The sequence below is a fragment of the Streptomyces filamentosus genome, assembly GCF_014654895.1.
Taxonomy (GTDB): Bacteria; Actinomycetota; Actinomycetes; order Streptomycetales; family Streptomycetaceae; genus Streptomyces; species Streptomyces filamentosus.
Genome location: NZ_BNBE01000001.1, coordinates 2,189,031 through 2,205,204, shown reverse-complemented (window position 1 = coordinate 2,205,204; position 16,174 = coordinate 2,189,031). Strand labels below are relative to the sequence as shown.

Below are 16,174 nucleotides of genomic sequence, written 5' to 3'. Positions count from 1 at the left end.
TCGGCCAGCCGTGGCGGGGGCGCGGTGGCAGGGCGCGGTACCTTCGTCGCGGTACCGAAGGTGCGGCCCATCAGAGTGGAGTAACGACGTGAGCGTCACCGTCCGGACGACGACCGACGGAAGCGACCCCTTCGGCACCGCCCGGCTCCGCAGAGGCGTCCTGGACGCCTGGACCGCCTCGCCGGCCCGCTTCCGGGAGGACGCGAACGCCGAGGAGGACCTGGCGCTCGGCGGCTACCGGGACCGGCTCGTCGTGGAGCTCGCGCAGAACGCCGCCGACGCCGCCGCCCGCGCGGGCGTGACGGGCCGGCTCCGGCTCACCCTGCACCCGGCCGACGCGGACAGCCCCGCGGTGCTGGCCGCCGCGAACACGGGCGCCCCGCTCGACGCGACCGGCGTCGAGTCGCTGTCCACGCTCCGCGCGTCGGCGAAGCGGACCGAGCGGGACGCGACGACGGCCGTGGGCCGCTTCGGCGTCGGTTTCGCCGCGGTCCTCGCCGTCTCGGACGAGCCGGCGGTCCTGGGCCGGCACGGCGGCGTCCGCTGGTCCCTCGCGGAGGCCCGCGGACTGGCCGCCGACGTGGCCCGCCACGCGCCGGGCCTCGGCGACGAACTGCGCCGCAGGGACGGCCACGTACCCCTCCTCCGGCTGCCGCTGCCCGCCGAGGGCACCGCGCCCGACGGGTACGACACCGTCGTCGTCCTGCCGCTGCGGGACGCCGCCGCGCAGGCCCTCGCGGAGCGGCTGCTGGGGTCCGTGGACGACGCGCTGCTGCTGACCCTCCCGGGCCTGGCCGAGGTCGTCGTGGAGACGGCGGACGGCACCCGTACCCTCACCCGGTCCGAGGACGAGGGGTACGTCCGGATCGAGGACTCCGCCGCCGACGACGGCCCGCACCGCTGGCGGACCGTCACCCGCACCGGCGCGCTCGACGCGGACCTCCTCAGGGACCGCCCGGTCGAGGAGCGGCTGCGCCCGCACTGGTCGGTCACCTGGGCCGTGCCGGTGGACGGCGACGGCGCCCCCCGCCACCCCCGCACCGCCCCCGTGGTGCACGCGCCGACCCCCACCGACGAGCCGCTCGGCCTGCCCGCGCTGCTCATCGCCTCGCTGCCGCTGGACACGGCCCGCCGCCACCCGGCGCCGGGGCCGCTGACGGACTTCCTGGTGCGGCGGGCGGCCGAGGCGTACGCCGAACTCCTCGCCGACTGGCGGCCGGTGACGACCGGCGCGCTCGACCTCGTGCCGGGCCCGCTCGGCAAGGGACCGCTCGACGGGGCGCTGCGCGAGGCGGTCCTCGACCTGCTGCCGCGGGTCGCGTTCCTCCCCCCGGCGGTGGCGTCGGAGGACGTTCCGGCGCTCCGCCCGATCGAGGCGGAGGTCGTGGAGGGCGCGGGCGCGGAGACGGTCGCCGTGCTCGCCGAGGTGTTCCCGACGCTCCTCCCGGCGGGCCTGGAGCGCCGCCCGGAGCTGCGGACGCTCGGCGTGGGCCGGGTGCCGCTGACGGAGGCGGTGGACCGGCTCGCGGGCGTGGAGCGGGCGCCGGGCTGGTGGCGGCGGCTGTACGACTCCCTCGCCGGCGTCGACCCGGACCGGCTCACCGGCCTGCCGGTGCCGCTGGACTCGGGCCGTACGGCGATCGGCCCCCGGCAGGTGCTGCTGCCGCAGGAGGGTACGCCGGCCGAACTGGCCCGGCTGGGCCTGAAGGTGGCGCACCCGGAGGCCGCGCACCCGCTCCTGGAGAAGCTGGGGGCCCTCCCGGCCACCCCTCGCGCGGTCCTGACGACTCCTCAGGTGCGGGCGGCGGTCGCGGCCTCGCTGGACGCGGGGGAGGTCTGGGACGAGGACGCGCTCGACGCGGACGAACTCGCCGAGACCGTCCTCGGGTTGGTCCGGGACGCGGACCTCGCCCCGGGCGACGAGCCGTGGCTGGGCGCGCTCGCCCTGCCCGACGAGGACGGCGAACTCGCGCCGGCCGGTGAACTCCTGCTGCCCGGCTCGCCGTTCGCCGCGATCGTCCGCGAGGACGAACTGCCCTTCGTGGACGCCGAGCTGGCCGAACGCTGGGGCGAGGCCCCGCTCGCGGCCTGCGGCGTCCTCGCGAACTTCGCGCTGGTCCGCGCCACCGACCTGGTCCTCGACCCCGACGACCTGGAGCCCCGCGAGGGCGACTACCCGGAGCCGGACGACGCGGGCCTCCTCGACGCGGTCGACGTGTGGTGCGAGGACGTCCTGGACCGGCTGCCGGAGGCCGTGGTGCCGCCGGTGGCGACCGAGATCGTCGCCGTACGGGACCTGGACCTGGTCGACGACGACGCCTGGCCGCAGGCGCTGGCCCTGCTGGCGCGGCCGCCGCTGCGGGACGCCCTCACCCAGCCCGTACGGGTCCTCCTCCCGGACGGCACGACGGAGAACGTCCGCTCGTACACGGCCTGGTGGCTGCGCGACCACCCGGTCCTCGCCGGGCGCCGCCCCGCGGGCCTGCGGGCGGCGGGCACCGACCCGCTCCTCGCCGGCCTGTACGACTCCGTCGACGCGACCGGCTTCGACGACGAGCAGGTCCTGCGCGCGCTCGGCGTCCGCACCTCCGTCGCCGCGCTCCTCGACGAGCCGGGCGGCGCGGCGGAGCTCCTCGCGCGCCTCGCCGACCCGGACCGCGAGGTCACCGGCGCGCAGCTGCACGCCCTGTACACGGCGCTCGCCGACCTCGACCCCGAGCAGGTCACCCTGCCCGACGAGCTGCGGGCGGTCGTCGACGGCGAACCGGTCGTCGTCGACGCGGCGGACGCGCTGGTCGCCGACGCGCCCGACCTCCTCCCGCTCACCGCGGGCGTCCCCCTCCTCCCGGTCTCCCCGTCCCGGGCCGCCGACCTGGCGGAACTCCTCCAGGTCCGCCGTCTGAGCGAGGCGATCGACGCGGAGGTCACCACGGAGGGCGAGGAGCACGAGGTCCCCGCCGCCGTCCACGCCCTCCTCGGCCCCTCCACCCCCGCGACGTACCTCGAACACGAGGAGCTCCGCGCGGGCGGCACCGAACTCGACTGGCGCCGCACCCCCGACGGCACCCTCCACGCCGCCACCCTGGAAGGCGTCGCCGCCGCCCTCGCCTGGGCCACCCGCCAGTGGCCCCGCCGCTTCGAGGTGGCCGCCCTCCTGGAGGACCCCACGCGCACCACCGAACTGGCCCGCGACCGCTGGTTCGACTAGGACCCGGCCGCCCGGCCCCGGAGCCTCAGCTCCGGGGCCGGGCGGCCCGCTCGTGGCGGCGGGCCGCCACCCCGGCCGCCACGACGGCGGTGAAGAGGACACCCGCGGCCGTGCAGCCCCCGGCGGTGTCGGTGCCGACCAGCACGGTCAGGACCGGGATCAGCGTCATGGTCCCGGTCCTGGAGACGGCGAAGGCGTCCGCGCGCAGGACGAGGCGCAGGAACCGGGAGGGGGCGGTGGCGGTCATACGGGGAGGCTATCCGGGGGGTGGCGAAGGCGCGGACCCGGCCGTCGGCGAGGGGGACGACGACGGTGTCGCCCGGGACGAGGGGCGGCGGGACCGCGCGGGGCGTCCCTCCCGCCGGGAAGCCGGTCCTTCCTCCGGGTCCCTCGTCCCCCTTCCCTCTCACGCGGGGAAGCGGCGGTCCACCCAGCGCCAGGCGGCTTCCAGGACCGCCGCGCCGGCGGCGGCGACGGCGACGGCCGTCCAGGGCATGGTGGTGCCGACGAGCCTGAGGGCGAAGAAGTCCTGGAGCCAGGGGACGGCGAGGACGAGGAGGAAGGCACCGCCCATGGCGGCGACGAGGACGACGCGGCCGAGGGTGTAGGGGCGGGCGATGATCGCGAGGACCCACATGGAGACGAGGAACAGGGTGAGGGTGGCGGCGCTGGTCTCGGCGCCGAGGGCGTCCGCGCCGGTGTAGTGGTGCCGGGCGAGGAGGTACGTGGTGAAGGTGGCGGTCGCGGCGACGACGCCGCCGGGGATCGCGTACCGCATGACCCGCCGGACGAAGTTCGGTCTGGCGCGTTCCTTGTTGGGGGCGAGGGCGAGGAAGAAGGCGGGGACGCCGATGGTCAGGGTGGAGAGCAGCGTGAGGTGCCTCGGGAGGAAGGGGTACTCGATCCGGCTGACCACCACCAGGATCGCCAGCAGGACCGAGTAGACCGTCTTCGTGAGGAAGAGGGTCGCCACGCGGGTGATGTTGCCGATGACGCGGCGGCCCTCGGCGACCACGGACGGGAGGGTGGCGAAGGAGTTGTCCAGGAGGACGATCTGGGCGACGGCCCTGGTCGCCTCGGAGCCGGAGCCCATGGAGACGCCGATGTCGGCGTCCTTGAGGGCGAGGACGTCGTTGACGCCGTCGCCGGTCATGGCGACGGTGTGCCCGTGGGACTGGAGGGCGGCGACCATGTCCCGCTTCTGCTGGGGGGTGACCCGGCCGAAGACGGCGTTGTGGTCGAGGACCTCCGCCATCTCCTCCCGGTCGGCGGGGAGGGTGCGGGCGTCGACGGTGTTCGAGGCGCCGGGCAGGCCGAGCTTTCCGGCGACGGCGCCGACGGAGACGGCGTTGTCGCCGGAGATGACCTTGGCGGCGACGTCCTGGTCGGCGAAGTAGGCGAGGGTGTCGGCGGCGTCGGGTCGCAGCCGCTGTTCGAGGACGACGAGGGCGGTGGCGCGGGCGTCCTTCGCGACGTCGGGGGAGTCGAGCTCGTGGACGGCGCGGGCGAGGAGGAGGACCCGCAGGCCCTGTTCGTTGAGGTGGTCGACGTCGGCGAGGGCCGGGTCGCCGGGCGGGAGGAGGACGTCGGGGGCGCCGAGCAGCCAGGTCGACTCCTCGCCGTCGCCCTCGCTGAACGCGGCGCCGCTGTACTTGCGGGCGGAGGAGAAGGGCAGGGACTCGGTGCAGCGCCACTCCTCGGCGTCGGGGTAGGCGGCGACGACGGCCTGGAGGGAGGCGTTGGGCCGGGGGTCGGACTCGCCGAGGGCGCCGAGCACCTTCCGTACGTACGCCTCGTCGGCGCCGCCGAGGACGTGGAGCCCGGTGACGTCCATGCCGCCCTCGGTGAGGGTGCCGGTCTTGTCGAGGCAGACGACGTCGACGCGGGCGAGGCCCTCGATGGCGGGGAGCTCCTGGACGAGGCACTGCTTGCGGCCGAGCCGGATGACGCCGACGGCGAAGGCGACGGAGGTGAGGAGGACGAGGCCCTCGGGGATCATCGGGACGATGCCGCCGACGGTGCGGGCGATGGAGCCCTTGAGGTCGTTGTCCTGGACGACGAGCTGGCTGATGACCAGGCCGATCGCGGTGGGGACCATCATCCAGGTGACGTACTTGAGGATGGTGGAGATGCCGCTGCGCAGCTCGGAGTGGACGAGGGTGAAGCGGGACGCCTCTTCGGCGAGCTGGGCGGCGTAGGCCTCCCGGCCGACCTTGGTGGCGGTGAAGGCGCCGCCGCCGGCGACGACGAAGGAGCCGGACATGACGGGGTCGCCGGGGCGTTTGACGACGGGGTCGGCCTCGCCGGTGAGGAGGGACTCGTCGATCTCCATGGCGTCGGCCTCGGCGACGACGCCGTCGACGACGACCTTGTCGCCGGGGCCGAGCTCGATGAGGTCGCCGAGGACGATCTCGGAGGTGGAGAGCTCGGCGGCGCGTCCGTCGCGGCGGACGGTGGGTTTCGCCTCGCCGATGACGGCGAGGCCGTCGAGGGTCTTCTTGGAGCGGAGCTCCTGGATGATGCCGATGCCGGTGTTGGCGACGATCACGAAGCCGAAGAGGCTGTCCTGGATCGGGGCGACGACCAGCATGATCACCCACAGGACGCCGATGATCGCATTGAAGCGGGTGAAGACGTTCGCCCGGACGATGTCGGCGGCGGAGCGGGAGCTGCGGACGGGGACGTCGTTGACCTCGCCGCGGGCGACGCGCTCGGCGACCTCGGCGGAGGTCAGGCCGGCGGGCCGGTGGACGACGCGCGGCTCGGTCCCCGCCTCCGCGGCTGCCCCCGGGCTCCTCTGGCTCCCCGGGGTGCCCGGGGGTCCGTCGCCGTCCGTGTCGATCTTCGCCCGCTGATCCATGTTTTCGACGGTACGACCGGATTCGGCCGTTCACCTGCCGAGGAAGGCGAAGATCCGACCGGGGGAGGACCGGAATCCTCCCCTGGTGCCAGGGACGGGTCCTCCGGGGCTACGAGGCGGGGTACGGGCCCGTCCGGGTACGGGAAAGGTCCTGCTCGCCACAGGGGAAGGTCCCGCTCGCCACGGGGGGAGGTCCCGTCCCCACGGGGAGGGCCCCCGCCGCTACGGGGAAGGGCCCCCGCTACGCCTCGTCCGCCGCCCGTGCCGCTTCGTGCCGCTTGATGGCCGCGTCGCGCTTGCGCACGTACCAGATGCCCAGGAGGCCGAGGCCGCCGCCGGCGAGGCAGGTCCACACCCAGGAGGTGAGGTCGCGGTCGGCGAACCAGCCGTAGAAGGGGAGCTGCACGAGGAAGAGGACGAACCAGATGATCGTGCCGCCGGTGATGGTGCCGACGACCGGCCCCTCCAGGGGTGCGGGTGCCTCGTGCTGGGGTGTCCACTTCGCCATGCGGCTCAGTCTAGGTGGCCGCTTTTCGTGTCTACGCGCGGAGATGGACTCGTCCTCGTTCATGTGTTCATACTGAAACGGTTTGCCTATGGCGGGTTTCCTTCGTATGAACCGCCAAAAGGACTTCTGGACCTTTCCGAAGAGGAACCCACTTCCATGAGCACCACGGCCGCCGCCAAGGCCCCCGCCCCCGAGCCGGGGGTTCCGCAGGAACCCACCTCGGCCCTCGACCGCTACTTCAAGATCTCCGAGCGCGGTTCCACCGTCGCCCGCGAGGTCCGGGGCGGTTTCGCCACCTTCTTCGCGATGGCCTACATCATCGTGCTGAACCCGATCATCCTCGGCAGCGCCAAGGACATGTACGGGCACCAGCTCGACGGCGGCCAGCTCGTCACCGCCACCGTCCTGACGGCGGCCTTCTCGACGCTCCTCATGGGCGTCATCGGCAACGTCCCGATCGCCCTCGCCGCCGGCCTGGGCGTCAACACGGTCGTCGCCCTCCAGCTCGCGCCCAAGATGTCCTGGCCGGACGCCATGGGCATGGTCGTCCTCGCGGGCATCGTCGTGATGCTGCTGGTGGCGACCGGTCTGCGCGAGCGCGTCATGAACGCCGTCCCGACCGGCCTGCGCAAGGGCATCGCGATCGGCATCGGCCTCTTCATCATGCTGATCGGCCTCGTGGACTCGGGCTTCGTCTCCCGCATCCCCGACGCCGCGCACACCACGGTCCCGCTCCAGCTCGGCGCGGACGGCCACCTCAACGGCTGGCCGGTGCTCGTCTTCATCCTGGGCACGCTGCTGACCCTCGCCCTGATCATCCGCAAGGTGCCGGGCGCGATCCTCATCTCGATCGTCGTCATGACGATCGTGGCGATGGTGATCAACGCGGTGGCCGACATCCCGTCCTGGGGCCTGACCACCCCGGAGTGGCCCGGCAATCCGGTGGCCTCCCCGGACTTCGGCCTCTTCGGCAGCTTCAGCCTCTTCGGCGGCTTCGAGAAGGTCGGCGTCCTCACCGGCGTCCTCTTCGTCTTCACCGTCCTGCTGTCCTGCTTCTTCGACGCCATGGGCACGATCCTGGGCGTCGGCGACGAGGCCAAGCTGACGGACAAGGACGGCAACTTCCCGGGCATCAACAAGGTCCTGCTCGTCGACGGCCTCGCCGTCGCCTCCGGCGGCGCGACCTCTTCGTCGGCCACCACCTGCTTCGTGGAGTCCACGGCGGGCGTCGGCGAGGGCGCCCGTACGGGTCTCGCCTCGGTCGTCACGGGCGGTCTGTTCTCGGTGGCGCTGTTCCTCACGCCGCTCGCGACCATGGTGCCGTCGCAGGCGGCGACCCCCGCGCTGCTCGCGGTGGGCTTCCTGATCCTGGCCGGGTCGATCAAGGAGATCGACTGGAGCGACTTCACCATCGCGGTGCCGGCGTTCCTGGCCATGACGATGATGCCGTTCACGTACTCGATCACGAACGGCATCGGCATCGGCTTCATCAGCTTCAGCGTGCTGCGGCTCGCCGCCGGCCGGGGCCGTGAGGTCCCGGTGGCCATGTACGTGGTGTCGGCGATCTTCGTCTTCTACTACGCGATGCCGGCGCTGGGCCTGACCTGATCGCCGGGGACGGTGCCGGAGGGGTCCGGCGCCGTCCCGTAGAACTTCTCCGTCTCCTCGACGGCGGTCTTGAACCGCTCGTCGAAGTCTTCTCGAATGAGCGTCCGGACGACATAGTCCTGGACGCTCATTCCTCTTTTCGCGGCGTGACTCTTGAGCCGGTCGAGCAGCTCACTGTCGATGCGCAGGCTGAGCACTGTCGATCCCATGCGCTCAGGGTCGGGGCTGTCGATGCTTGTTTGCGTCACTTTCCGGATCCAGCTCACTCATTTGGGTGATACATGGATACCCTCCCGTGACCTGGAGCGGTATGACGCATCCCCCAAAACGGGCAATCGGGTGCGTGATGTGCGCGACACGTGATCTCCCGGTTGGTCTTTAGGGAGAGTAATGAGTTAGGCTAACTACATGCCTGACCTGTCCCACGGCACCGCCGACGACGCCGCGGCCGTGAACGCGATCCGCTCGTCCGTCATGCGGCTGAGCCGGCGCCTCAAGCACCAGCGCGTCGACGAGTCGCTGAGCCCGACCGAGATGTCGGTGCTCGGCACCCTGGCCCTCTGCGGCTCCGCCACCCCCGGTGAGCTGGCCCGCAAGGAGCACGTACAGCCGCCGTCGATGACCCGCATCGTCGCCCTGCTCGAAGCCAAGGGACTGGTCAGGCTGGAGCCTCATCCCGACGACCGCCGGCAGAAGGTGGTCAGCCAGACCGAGCGGGCCGAGACCATGCTGGAGGACGCCCGCCGCAAGCGGAACGCCTGGCTGGCCTCGCTCGCCGAGGGCCTGGACGAGGACGAGTGGGCGGTACTGCGCGCGGCCGCCCCGGTCCTGGAGAAGCTCGCCCATCTGTGAACCGAGCGCCAAGGAGGCGACGCACTTTGAGCACGGGACCCGGAGCAGACTCCGCCCCCGTCCACAAACCCACCTCGACCCGTCGGGGCGGAGGGTCCCCCAAGGGAACCTTCTCCTCGCTCTCGATCCGGAACTACCGGCTGTTCTTCACCGGGGCGATCGTCTCCAACACCGGTACGTGGATGGCCCGGATCACCCAGGACTGGCTGGTCCTGAGCCTCACCGGCTCGGCCGCCGCCGTCGGCATCACCACGGCCCTCCAGTTCCTGCCGATGCTCCTCTTCGGCCTCTACGGCGGAGTGATCGCCGACCGCTACCCCAAGCGGCGCCTGCTGCTCGTCAGCCAGGCCGCACTCGGCCTGTGCGGGCTCGCGCTCGCCGCGCTCACCCTCTCCGGACAGGTGCAGGTCTGGCACGTCTACCTGATCGCCTTCCTCCTCGGCATGGTGACGGTCGTCGACAACCCGGCCCGGCAGTCCTTCGTCTCCGAGATGGTCGGCCCCGACCAGCTCCGCAACGCGGTCTCGCTGAACTCGGCCAACTTCCAGTCCGCCCGGCTCGTCGGCCCCGCCGTCGCCGGCGTGCTGATCGCCGGGGTCGGCAGCGGCTGGGCCTTCCTCATCAACGGCCTCTCCTTCCTCGCCCCGCTGGCCGCCCTGTGGCTGATGCGGACGGGCGAGCTCCACCGGGTGGAGCGTGCCCCGCGCGGCAAGGGCCAGCTCCGGGAGGGCCTGCGGTACGTGGCGGGCCGGCCGGATCTGATCTGGCCGATCGTCCTGGTCGGCTTCGTCGGCACCTTCGGCTTCAACTTCCCGATCTGGCTGACGGCCTTCTCCGAGGAGGTCTTCCACGTCGGCGCCGGCACCTACGGCTTCCTCAACACCCTGATGGCGGCCGGCTCCCTCGCGGGCGCCCTGCTCGCGGCCCGGCGCGGCTCGACCCGGCTGCGGATGCTGGTGATCGCCGCGGGCGTCTTCGGCGCCCTGGAGATCGCGGCGGCGCTCTCGCCGTCGTTCTGGCTCTTCGCGCTGCTGCTGGTCCCGATCGGCATGATCGGCCTCACGGTGAACATCACCGCGAACTCGGCCGTCCAGATGGCGACGGACCCCGCCATGCGGGGCCGCGTGATGAGCCTCTACATGATGGTCTTCGCGGGCGGCACGCCGATCGGCGCACCGCTGCTGGGCTGGGTCACCGACACGTACGGGCCCCGCGTCGGCTTCGCCACCGGCGGCCTGGTCTCGCTCGCGGCGGCGGCCGTCATCGGCCTCGTCCTGGCCCGGATCGGCAACCTGCGGGTGGCCATGGGCTGGCGCGGCGGCCACCCGAGCGTACGGTTCGTGCCGCGCGCCGCGCCGGAGCGGCTGGCCACGGCGGCCTGATCCGGACCGCACCGGGAGCGGACGGCCGCGGCGGCCCGGTCCGGAGCGGACCCGAGGGGCGGGCGGGAGTCACGGACTCCCGCCCGCCCCTCCGTCGTCGTCGGGCGGATGTCCCGTTCCTGTCCGGATCCGGACGATCCGGCACCGACTTGTGGGGATCCTGTGTATGTTGAGCCGTCAATCACAGGCACCACCTGGGGGGTTCCCTTGCGCACCCGTTCCGTCCGTCCCGTCATAGCCGCGGCCCTCGCCGCCGGCGCCCTGACCGGCGCCCTCGTCGCCACCCCGGCCCAGGCCGCCGAGTACTCCTCGGCCCTGAAGATCACCGGCGTGCAGTACGACGCCCCGGGCCGCGACAACAACAGCTGCACCACCGGCAACACCAAGGCCGAGTTCGTCACGATCAAGAACTACGCCCGCACCGGCCGGGTGAACCTCAAGGGCTACGTGGTCAAGGACGCGGTCGGCAACAGCTACACCTTCCGCGCCAACCACTACCTGGAGCCGGGCGACTACGTGAAGCTGCGCGGCGGCCGGGGCACCGAGTCCGACTCGGGCAACGTGGCCTACCGCAACAACTGCAACTTCATCTGGAACAACGACAAGGACACGATCAAGCTGATCAAGCCCGGCGGCGCCGCCGCGGACACGCACTCCTACACCAAGAGCGCGAACGACCGCGACGGCAACGGCTACATCGCCTTCCACTGACCGGAGGCCGGCCCCCGGCTCACATCCGCATCTCCAGGACCTGTCCCGGCCAGTCGCCGACGGTGAACGGATCGGTGCGGGTGAAGCCCCGCCGCTCGTAGTACTCCACGAGCCGCCCCCCGCTGCCCGCGAAGCAGTCCACGCGGAGCAGCGGGACGCCCGCGCGGCGGGTCTCCTCCACCGCGCGGGCGAGCAGCGCCGCCCCGACCCCGAGGCCGTGGAACCGCCCGCCGGTGGCCAGGTAGCGCACGTACCGCTCCGGCTCGCCGGCCGGCGGCACGTACGCCCCGGGGTGCGGGGTCAGCGTGAGGGTGCCGGCCGGGACGCCGTCCACCTCCGCGATCCACGGGCTGCCCTCGCCCATCACCCGCCCGACGTGCGCCACCCGCTCCGGGTTGCCGGTGAAGGGCTCGGTGCCCCACTGGTCGGCGATCCCCTTGCCGTTGAGCCACACCACGGCACTGTCGAGTATCCCGAGGACGGCCGGCAGATCGGCCGCCCCGCCCTCCCTGATGGTGATCACGTTCTCCATCCGGCCGAGGCTAGCGACTGCCACACTGGCGGGCATGAGGCTTTTCGCCGCCGTCCTGCCGCCCGCCGCGGTGGCCGCCGAGCTCGGCGGGGTCGTCGACGCCCTGCACGCCCTGCCCGGCGCCGGCGCCCTGCGCTGGACCTCCCGCCCCGGCTGGCCCGCGCCGCCCGCCGCACCCCGCCCTTCGCGCTCCGGCTGCACGGCGGCGGGCACTTCGGCCGCCGCGCCCTGTGGACCGGCGCCGCCGGGGACCTGGACGTCCTGCGGCTGCTCGCCGAGCGCGCCGACGCCGCGGCCCGCCGGGCCGGGATCCCGATGGAGGAGCACCGCCGCTACCGGGCCCACCTCACCCTCGCCCGCGCCCGCGGCGAGGGCGTCCCCCTGGACCCCTTCCTCGACGCCCTCGCCCCCTTCGAGGGCGCCCGCTGGCGGGTCGGGGAGCTGGCCCTGGTCCGCTCGAACCTGCCGGTGGGCGGCGTGCGGGGCGAGCAGCCGCGGTACGAGACGCTGGAGGCGTGGCCGCTGGAGGGGCGGGGGGAGGGGGCGGGAGGGCCCACGGGTTAACCTCGGAGGGTGGATCCGAAGACTCGTAACCAGATCATGGCCGGCGTGCTCGTACTGATGTTCGCGATCATCGCGGTGGCGTCGGTGGTCGGGCAGTAGTACCCCCGCACATTCCCCTTGCTTCGAGTCGACTCGAAGCAGTTGGCTTGTCTCCCATGGAGTACACGCAGCTCGGACGCACCGGACTCAAGGTCAGCCGCCTCGTCCTCGGCACGATGAACTTCGGCCCGCAGACCGACGAGGCCACCAGCCACGACATCATGGACGCGGCGCTCGACGCCGGTCTGAACTTCTTCGACACGGCCAATGTCTATGGTTGGGGTGAGAACAAGGGCCGCACCGAGGAGATCATCGGCTCCTGGTTCGCGAAGGGCGACGGCCGCCGCGACAGGACCGTCCTCGCCACCAAGGTGTACGGGAACATGGGGCCCGACGGCGAGGCGTGGCCGAACCACGACAAGATCTCCGCGCTGAACATCCGCCGCGCGGTGGACGCCAGCCTCAAGCGCCTCGGCACCGACTACATCGACCTCTACCAGTTCCACCACGTCGACCGCTCGACCCCCTTCGACGAGGTCTGGCAGGCGATCGACGTCCTGATCCGGCAGGGCAAGATCCTCTACGCCGGCTCGTCCAACTTCCCCGGCTACAAGATCGCCCAGGCCAACGAGGCCGCCGCCCGGCGCGGCATGGTCGGCCTGGTCAGCGAGCAGTGCCTCTACAACCTCTTCGAGCGCCGAGCCGAGATGGAGGTCATCCCCGCCGCGCAGGAGTACGGCCTCGGGGTCATCCCCTGGTCGCCGCTGCACGGCGGCCTGCTCGGCGGCGTCCTCAAGAAGGAGACCGAGGGCAGGCGCCGCACCGAGGGCCGCGCGGCGGAGACGCTGGCGGACCCGGCGAAGCGCGCGCGGTTCCAGGCGTACGAGGACCTGCTCGACAAGCACGGCCTCGCCCCCGGTGAGGTCGGTCTCGCCTGGCTCCTCACCCGCCCCGGCGTGACGGGCCCGATCGTCGGCCCGCGCACCCCGGAGCAGCTCGCGGGCGCCCTGCGCGCGCTGGAGCTGGACCTCCCGGACGAGCTCCTGGCCGAGCTGGACGCGATCTTCCCCGGCCCGGGCCCCTCCCCGGAGGCCTTCGCCTGGTAGTCGCCCGGGCCTCTCCCGCGCGGCCCGTACGGACTTCTCGTGCGGACTTCCCCGCGCGGCCCGTACGGACGTCCCGTACGGGCCGCGTCCGTACGGTCACGCGCCGCCGAGCCAGCTGCCGGCGTCGAGGCGGAACGCCGTCTCCTCGGGGACGACCTTCCGCAGGTCCGCCTCCAGGGCGCGGACGCGGTCGGCGCCGAGGGCGGCGCACCACTCGGCCCGCAGCGCGTCGAAGCCGGCGGCGGAGCGGGCCAGCGCGTCGAGGCCGCGGGGGGTGAGGCGGACGAGTTTGCGGCGCGCGTCGGCGGGATCGTCGGCGCGTTCCGCGTATCCGAGGGCGACCAGCCGGTCGACGGTCTTGCCCGCGGCCTGCTTGGAGACGCCGAGGCGGCGCCCGATCTCGCTGGCGGTGGCGCCCCGCAGGCCGATCGCCTGCATGACGAAGCCGTGGGCGGGCCGCACGTCGGGGTGCCCCTCGGCGGCGAGCCGCTCGTGCAGCCGGTCGATGAGGGTGCGGAAGCCGCCGAAGAGCAGCAGGGGCAGCTCGTGACCGGGGGCGTCGGGAAGGGGCGCCGGGGGAACCCCCTTGCCCGAATCGACAACCTGGTTTACTTTTTCTCCAGCGACATGGTCAACCATGTTGTCCATCCTATGCATCCCGGGGGAACCACCATGCCGTCCACCGCCACCGCCACCGCCATCGCCACCGCCACCGCCGATCCTGCCGCCCGCATCGCCGCCGGCGCCGCCGCCCTCAGGGCGCAGGCCCCCCACGTCCTCGACGCCTTCCTCGCGATCTCCAGGGCCTTCGAGTCCACCACCCTCGACCCGCACTCCCGCGAGACCGTGATCCTCACCGTCGCCTCCCGCAACCAGTGCCACCTCTGCGTCGACGTCCACGAGGCGAAGTGCGCCGCCCTCGGCCCCGCGCCCTCGCCCGAACGCCTCGACGCGGTGCGGAGGTTCACCCTCCAGGTCCTCGCCTCCTCGGGTGCGGTGACGGACGCCGAACTGGCCGCCTTCGAAGCCGCCGGGTACACCCGGCAGAACGCCCTGGAGGTCGTCCTCGGCATCGGCGCCTACACCCTCTCCACCTTCGCCAACCGCCTCATCCGCACGGCCTGACCCGCCTGACCGGCCCGGTGGTGGTCTTCCTCGCCGTCCGGCTCGGCGGCCGCTACCGCTCCCGGTAGGGGCCGCCCAGCCCCCACGCCTGGTGCATCGCGTCCGCGAAGGCGGCGGCCAGCCGGTGCTCGCCGCTCGGACCCGGATGCGTGCCGTCGTACGTGTCCGTCCGCAGGTCGTACGCCTCCGGGACGGTCGCGAGGAGCAGCGGCGAGGCCGGCGAGTCCAGGTCGGCCACCGCCTTCGCCAGCAGCTCGTTGAAGCGGGCGCACTCGGCGGCGAAGGCGGCGTCGTACGAGGCGCGGACGTTCGGGATCACCGGCAGGAGCACGACCCGCACCCGCGGGTTCGCCGCGCGGGCCGCCGCGAGGAACGCCCGGACGTTCTCCTCCGTCTGGTCGCTGTTCGTGTAGAAGCCCAGGTCGATGAGGCCGAGCGACACCAGCAGCACGTCGGCCCGCCCCGCCGCGACGGCGTCGCCCACGACCGGCGCCATGTGCAGCCACCCCTCGCCCCAGCCCGCGAGGTGCCGCCGCGCCGCCGCCGGGAACCCCGGATCGGCGTACGCCTGCGGGTCGGCCGCCTCGCCCTCGGCGACGTACAGCCCGTCCCGGGGCCCCACGATCGCGTACCCGCCGGGCAGCACCGCCTCCAGGTGCCGCCACATCCGGTACCGCCAGGTCCAGTCGCCGGCGCGTCCGATGGTCATGCTGTCGCCGACGAACAGAAAACGCATGCCCCCATCATCCCGGACGCCCTCCCCGCCGGACGACGTGATCCGGGCCACCGGGGGACCCGCGGACACCCGCCGGGCCTCACTCCAGGAAGGCGCCGACCGTCCCCGCGAACCACTCCGCGTCGTCGTGCCACGGGAAGTGCCCGCCGCCGGGCAGCACCGCGAGCCCGCCGCGCGGGAACAGGTCCGCGTACGCGGCGGCCGACGGGGGCGGGGTGTTCGCGTCGCCCTCCCCGGCGACGACCAGGACCCGGCCGGGGAAGGCGGCGAGCGCGGCCCGGGTCGCCGCCGGATCGAAGGCGCCCTCGGCGGCGTACGCGGCGGCCGCCTCGCCGTTGCGCTCCCGCTGCGAGGCCGCGTGCCGCTCGCGCGCCGCCCCGTCCCACGTGCCGTGGAAGAAGGGCGCGACCCGGCCGAACGACTCCGGACCGCCCCGGCCCGCCGTCACCTCCTCCAGCGCCGCGTACGCCTCCGCGAACCACGGCTCGCCCGCCCGCAGGCGTGCCGCCGCCAGCCGCTCCTCCGGCGCCGTGTCGATCCCCACCGCCGCGACGCCCGGCGTCACCAGCACCAGCCGCCGGACCCGCTCCGGGTGCCGGGCCGTGTACAGCGCCGCGAGGTTCGCCCCGGCGGAGTGCCCCAGCAGGTCGAGGCGCTCCACGCCCAGGTCCCGCCGCAGCGCCTCCACGTCCGCGACGAGCCGGTCGCACCGGTACGACCCCGGCCGGTCCTCCGGCACCGCCGAGGCGCCGCTCCCGCGCAGGTCGAACCGCACGACCTCCCGCCGCCCGTCCAGCCCCCCGAGCCCGCCGAGGTACCGAGAGTCCTGGAACGGCCCCCCGGCCACGCACACCAGCGGCACCCCCTCGCCCCCGCCGCCGTACCGCGCCAGCAGAGTCCCGTCGTCCGCCCTGAACGTGATCATCCCCGCACCCTGTCACCC

The 16,174-nt window shown here is 73.5% G+C and carries 15 protein-coding genes and 1 pseudogene; 8 read left to right on the top strand and 8 right to left on the bottom strand.

Annotated elements, in window-relative coordinates; all coding sequences use genetic code 11:
* Window positions 1-88 precede the first annotated feature (88 nt).
* Window positions 89-3,208, top strand: a complete 3,120-nt coding sequence (locus tag IE326_RS09825) for a sacsin N-terminal ATP-binding-like domain-containing protein (RefSeq protein WP_190041310.1) — start codon at window positions 89-91, stop codon at window positions 3,206-3,208.
* Between the two features lie 25 nt (window positions 3,209-3,233).
* Here IE326_RS09825 and IE326_RS09820 read toward each other — a convergent pair whose 3' ends face one another.
* From IE326_RS09820 to IE326_RS09810, 3 genes are all read right to left on the bottom strand, one after another.
* On the bottom strand, window positions 3,234-3,455 hold the full coding sequence (locus tag IE326_RS09820) for a hypothetical protein (protein ID WP_190041309.1): 222 nt from the start codon (window positions 3,453-3,455) through the stop codon (window positions 3,234-3,236).
* 159 nt (window positions 3,456-3,614) lie between these two features.
* Complete coding sequence (locus IE326_RS09815; RefSeq protein WP_190041308.1) at window positions 3,615-6,068, bottom strand: HAD-IC family P-type ATPase; 2,454 nt, start codon at window positions 6,066-6,068, stop codon at window positions 3,615-3,617.
* A gap of 241 nt (window positions 6,069-6,309) precedes the next feature.
* Complete coding sequence (locus IE326_RS09810; RefSeq protein WP_190041307.1) at window positions 6,310-6,576, bottom strand: DUF2530 domain-containing protein; 267 nt, start codon at window positions 6,574-6,576, stop codon at window positions 6,310-6,312.
* 156 nt (window positions 6,577-6,732) lie between these two features.
* Here IE326_RS09810 and IE326_RS09805 point away from each other — a divergent pair, with 156 nt between their 5' ends.
* Window positions 6,733-8,184 carry an NCS2 family permease gene (locus IE326_RS09805; RefSeq protein WP_150230391.1) on the top strand — a complete coding sequence of 484 codons (1,452 nt, stop codon included), beginning with the start codon at window positions 6,733-6,735 and terminating at the stop codon, window positions 8,182-8,184.
* On the opposite strand, the gene IE326_RS09800 is transcribed toward IE326_RS09805, so the two are convergent.
* Window positions 8,154-8,393 (bottom strand): hypothetical protein, encoded by a 240-nt coding sequence (locus tag IE326_RS09800; RefSeq protein ID WP_150230393.1) that lies wholly within the window; start codon window positions 8,391-8,393, stop codon window positions 8,154-8,156. The two genes, IE326_RS09805 and IE326_RS09800, sit on opposite strands and share 31 nt — an antisense overlap.
* Window positions 8,394-8,592: 199 nt before the next feature.
* Here IE326_RS09800 and IE326_RS09795 point away from each other — a divergent pair, with 199 nt between their 5' ends.
* The 3 genes from IE326_RS09795 (at window position 8,593) to IE326_RS09785 (ending at window position 11,129) form a co-directional block, all read left to right on the top strand.
* Window positions 8,593-9,036 carry a MarR family winged helix-turn-helix transcriptional regulator gene (locus tag IE326_RS09795; RefSeq protein WP_030749604.1) on the top strand — a complete coding sequence of 148 codons (444 nt, stop codon included), beginning with the start codon at window positions 8,593-8,595 and terminating at the stop codon, window positions 9,034-9,036.
* A 26-nt stretch (window positions 9,037-9,062) separates the two neighbouring features.
* Window positions 9,063-10,418, top strand: a complete 1,356-nt coding sequence (locus IE326_RS09790) for an MFS transporter (protein WP_150230395.1) — start codon at window positions 9,063-9,065, stop codon at window positions 10,416-10,418.
* 207 nt (window positions 10,419-10,625) lie between these two features.
* A complete protein-coding gene (locus tag IE326_RS09785) occupies window positions 10,626-11,129 on the top strand; it encodes a lamin tail domain-containing protein (RefSeq protein ID WP_229915270.1) in 504 nt (167 codons plus the stop codon).
* Window positions 11,130-11,148: 19 nt separating this feature from the next.
* On the opposite strand, the gene IE326_RS09780 is transcribed toward IE326_RS09785, so the two are convergent.
* Window positions 11,149-11,661, bottom strand: a complete 513-nt coding sequence (locus IE326_RS09780) for a GNAT family N-acetyltransferase (RefSeq protein ID WP_190041306.1) — start codon at window positions 11,659-11,661, stop codon at window positions 11,149-11,151.
* Window positions 11,662-11,695: 34 nt separating this feature from the next.
* Between IE326_RS09780 and IE326_RS09775 the strand changes: the two are divergent.
* Together IE326_RS09775 and IE326_RS09770 are read left to right on the top strand one after the other, a co-directional pair.
* A pseudogene (locus tag IE326_RS09775) lies at window positions 11,696-12,225 on the top strand (2'-5' RNA ligase family protein).
* Window positions 12,226-12,380: 155 nt separating this feature from the next.
* Window positions 12,381-13,370, top strand: coding sequence for an aldo/keto reductase (locus IE326_RS09770; protein ID WP_150230404.1), 990 nt, complete (start codon window positions 12,381-12,383; stop codon window positions 13,368-13,370).
* Between the two features lie 96 nt (window positions 13,371-13,466).
* Here the strand turns inward: IE326_RS09770 and IE326_RS09765 are convergent, their stop codons facing one another.
* Entirely contained in the window at window positions 13,467-14,009 is a 543-nt protein-coding gene (locus IE326_RS09765; RefSeq protein ID WP_229915269.1) for a MarR family winged helix-turn-helix transcriptional regulator, read from the bottom strand.
* A gap of 33 nt (window positions 14,010-14,042) precedes the next feature.
* Here IE326_RS09765 and IE326_RS09760 point away from each other — a divergent pair, with 33 nt between their 5' ends.
* Window positions 14,043-14,495: a carboxymuconolactone decarboxylase family protein gene (locus IE326_RS09760; protein WP_229915268.1), complete on the top strand. Its 453-nt coding sequence runs from the start codon at window positions 14,043-14,045 to the stop codon at window positions 14,493-14,495.
* Window positions 14,496-14,547: 52 nt separating this feature from the next.
* On the opposite strand, the gene IE326_RS09755 is transcribed toward IE326_RS09760, so the two are convergent.
* Both IE326_RS09755 and IE326_RS09750 read right to left on the bottom strand, forming a co-directional pair.
* Complete coding sequence (locus IE326_RS09755; protein WP_190041304.1) at window positions 14,548-15,231, bottom strand: GDSL-type esterase/lipase family protein; 684 nt, start codon at window positions 15,229-15,231, stop codon at window positions 14,548-14,550.
* Window positions 15,232-15,310: 79 nt separating this feature from the next.
* Complete coding sequence (locus IE326_RS09750) at window positions 15,311-16,156, bottom strand: alpha/beta fold hydrolase (RefSeq protein WP_190041303.1); 846 nt, start codon at window positions 16,154-16,156, stop codon at window positions 15,311-15,313.
* Window positions 16,157-16,174: the final 18 nt, after the last annotated feature.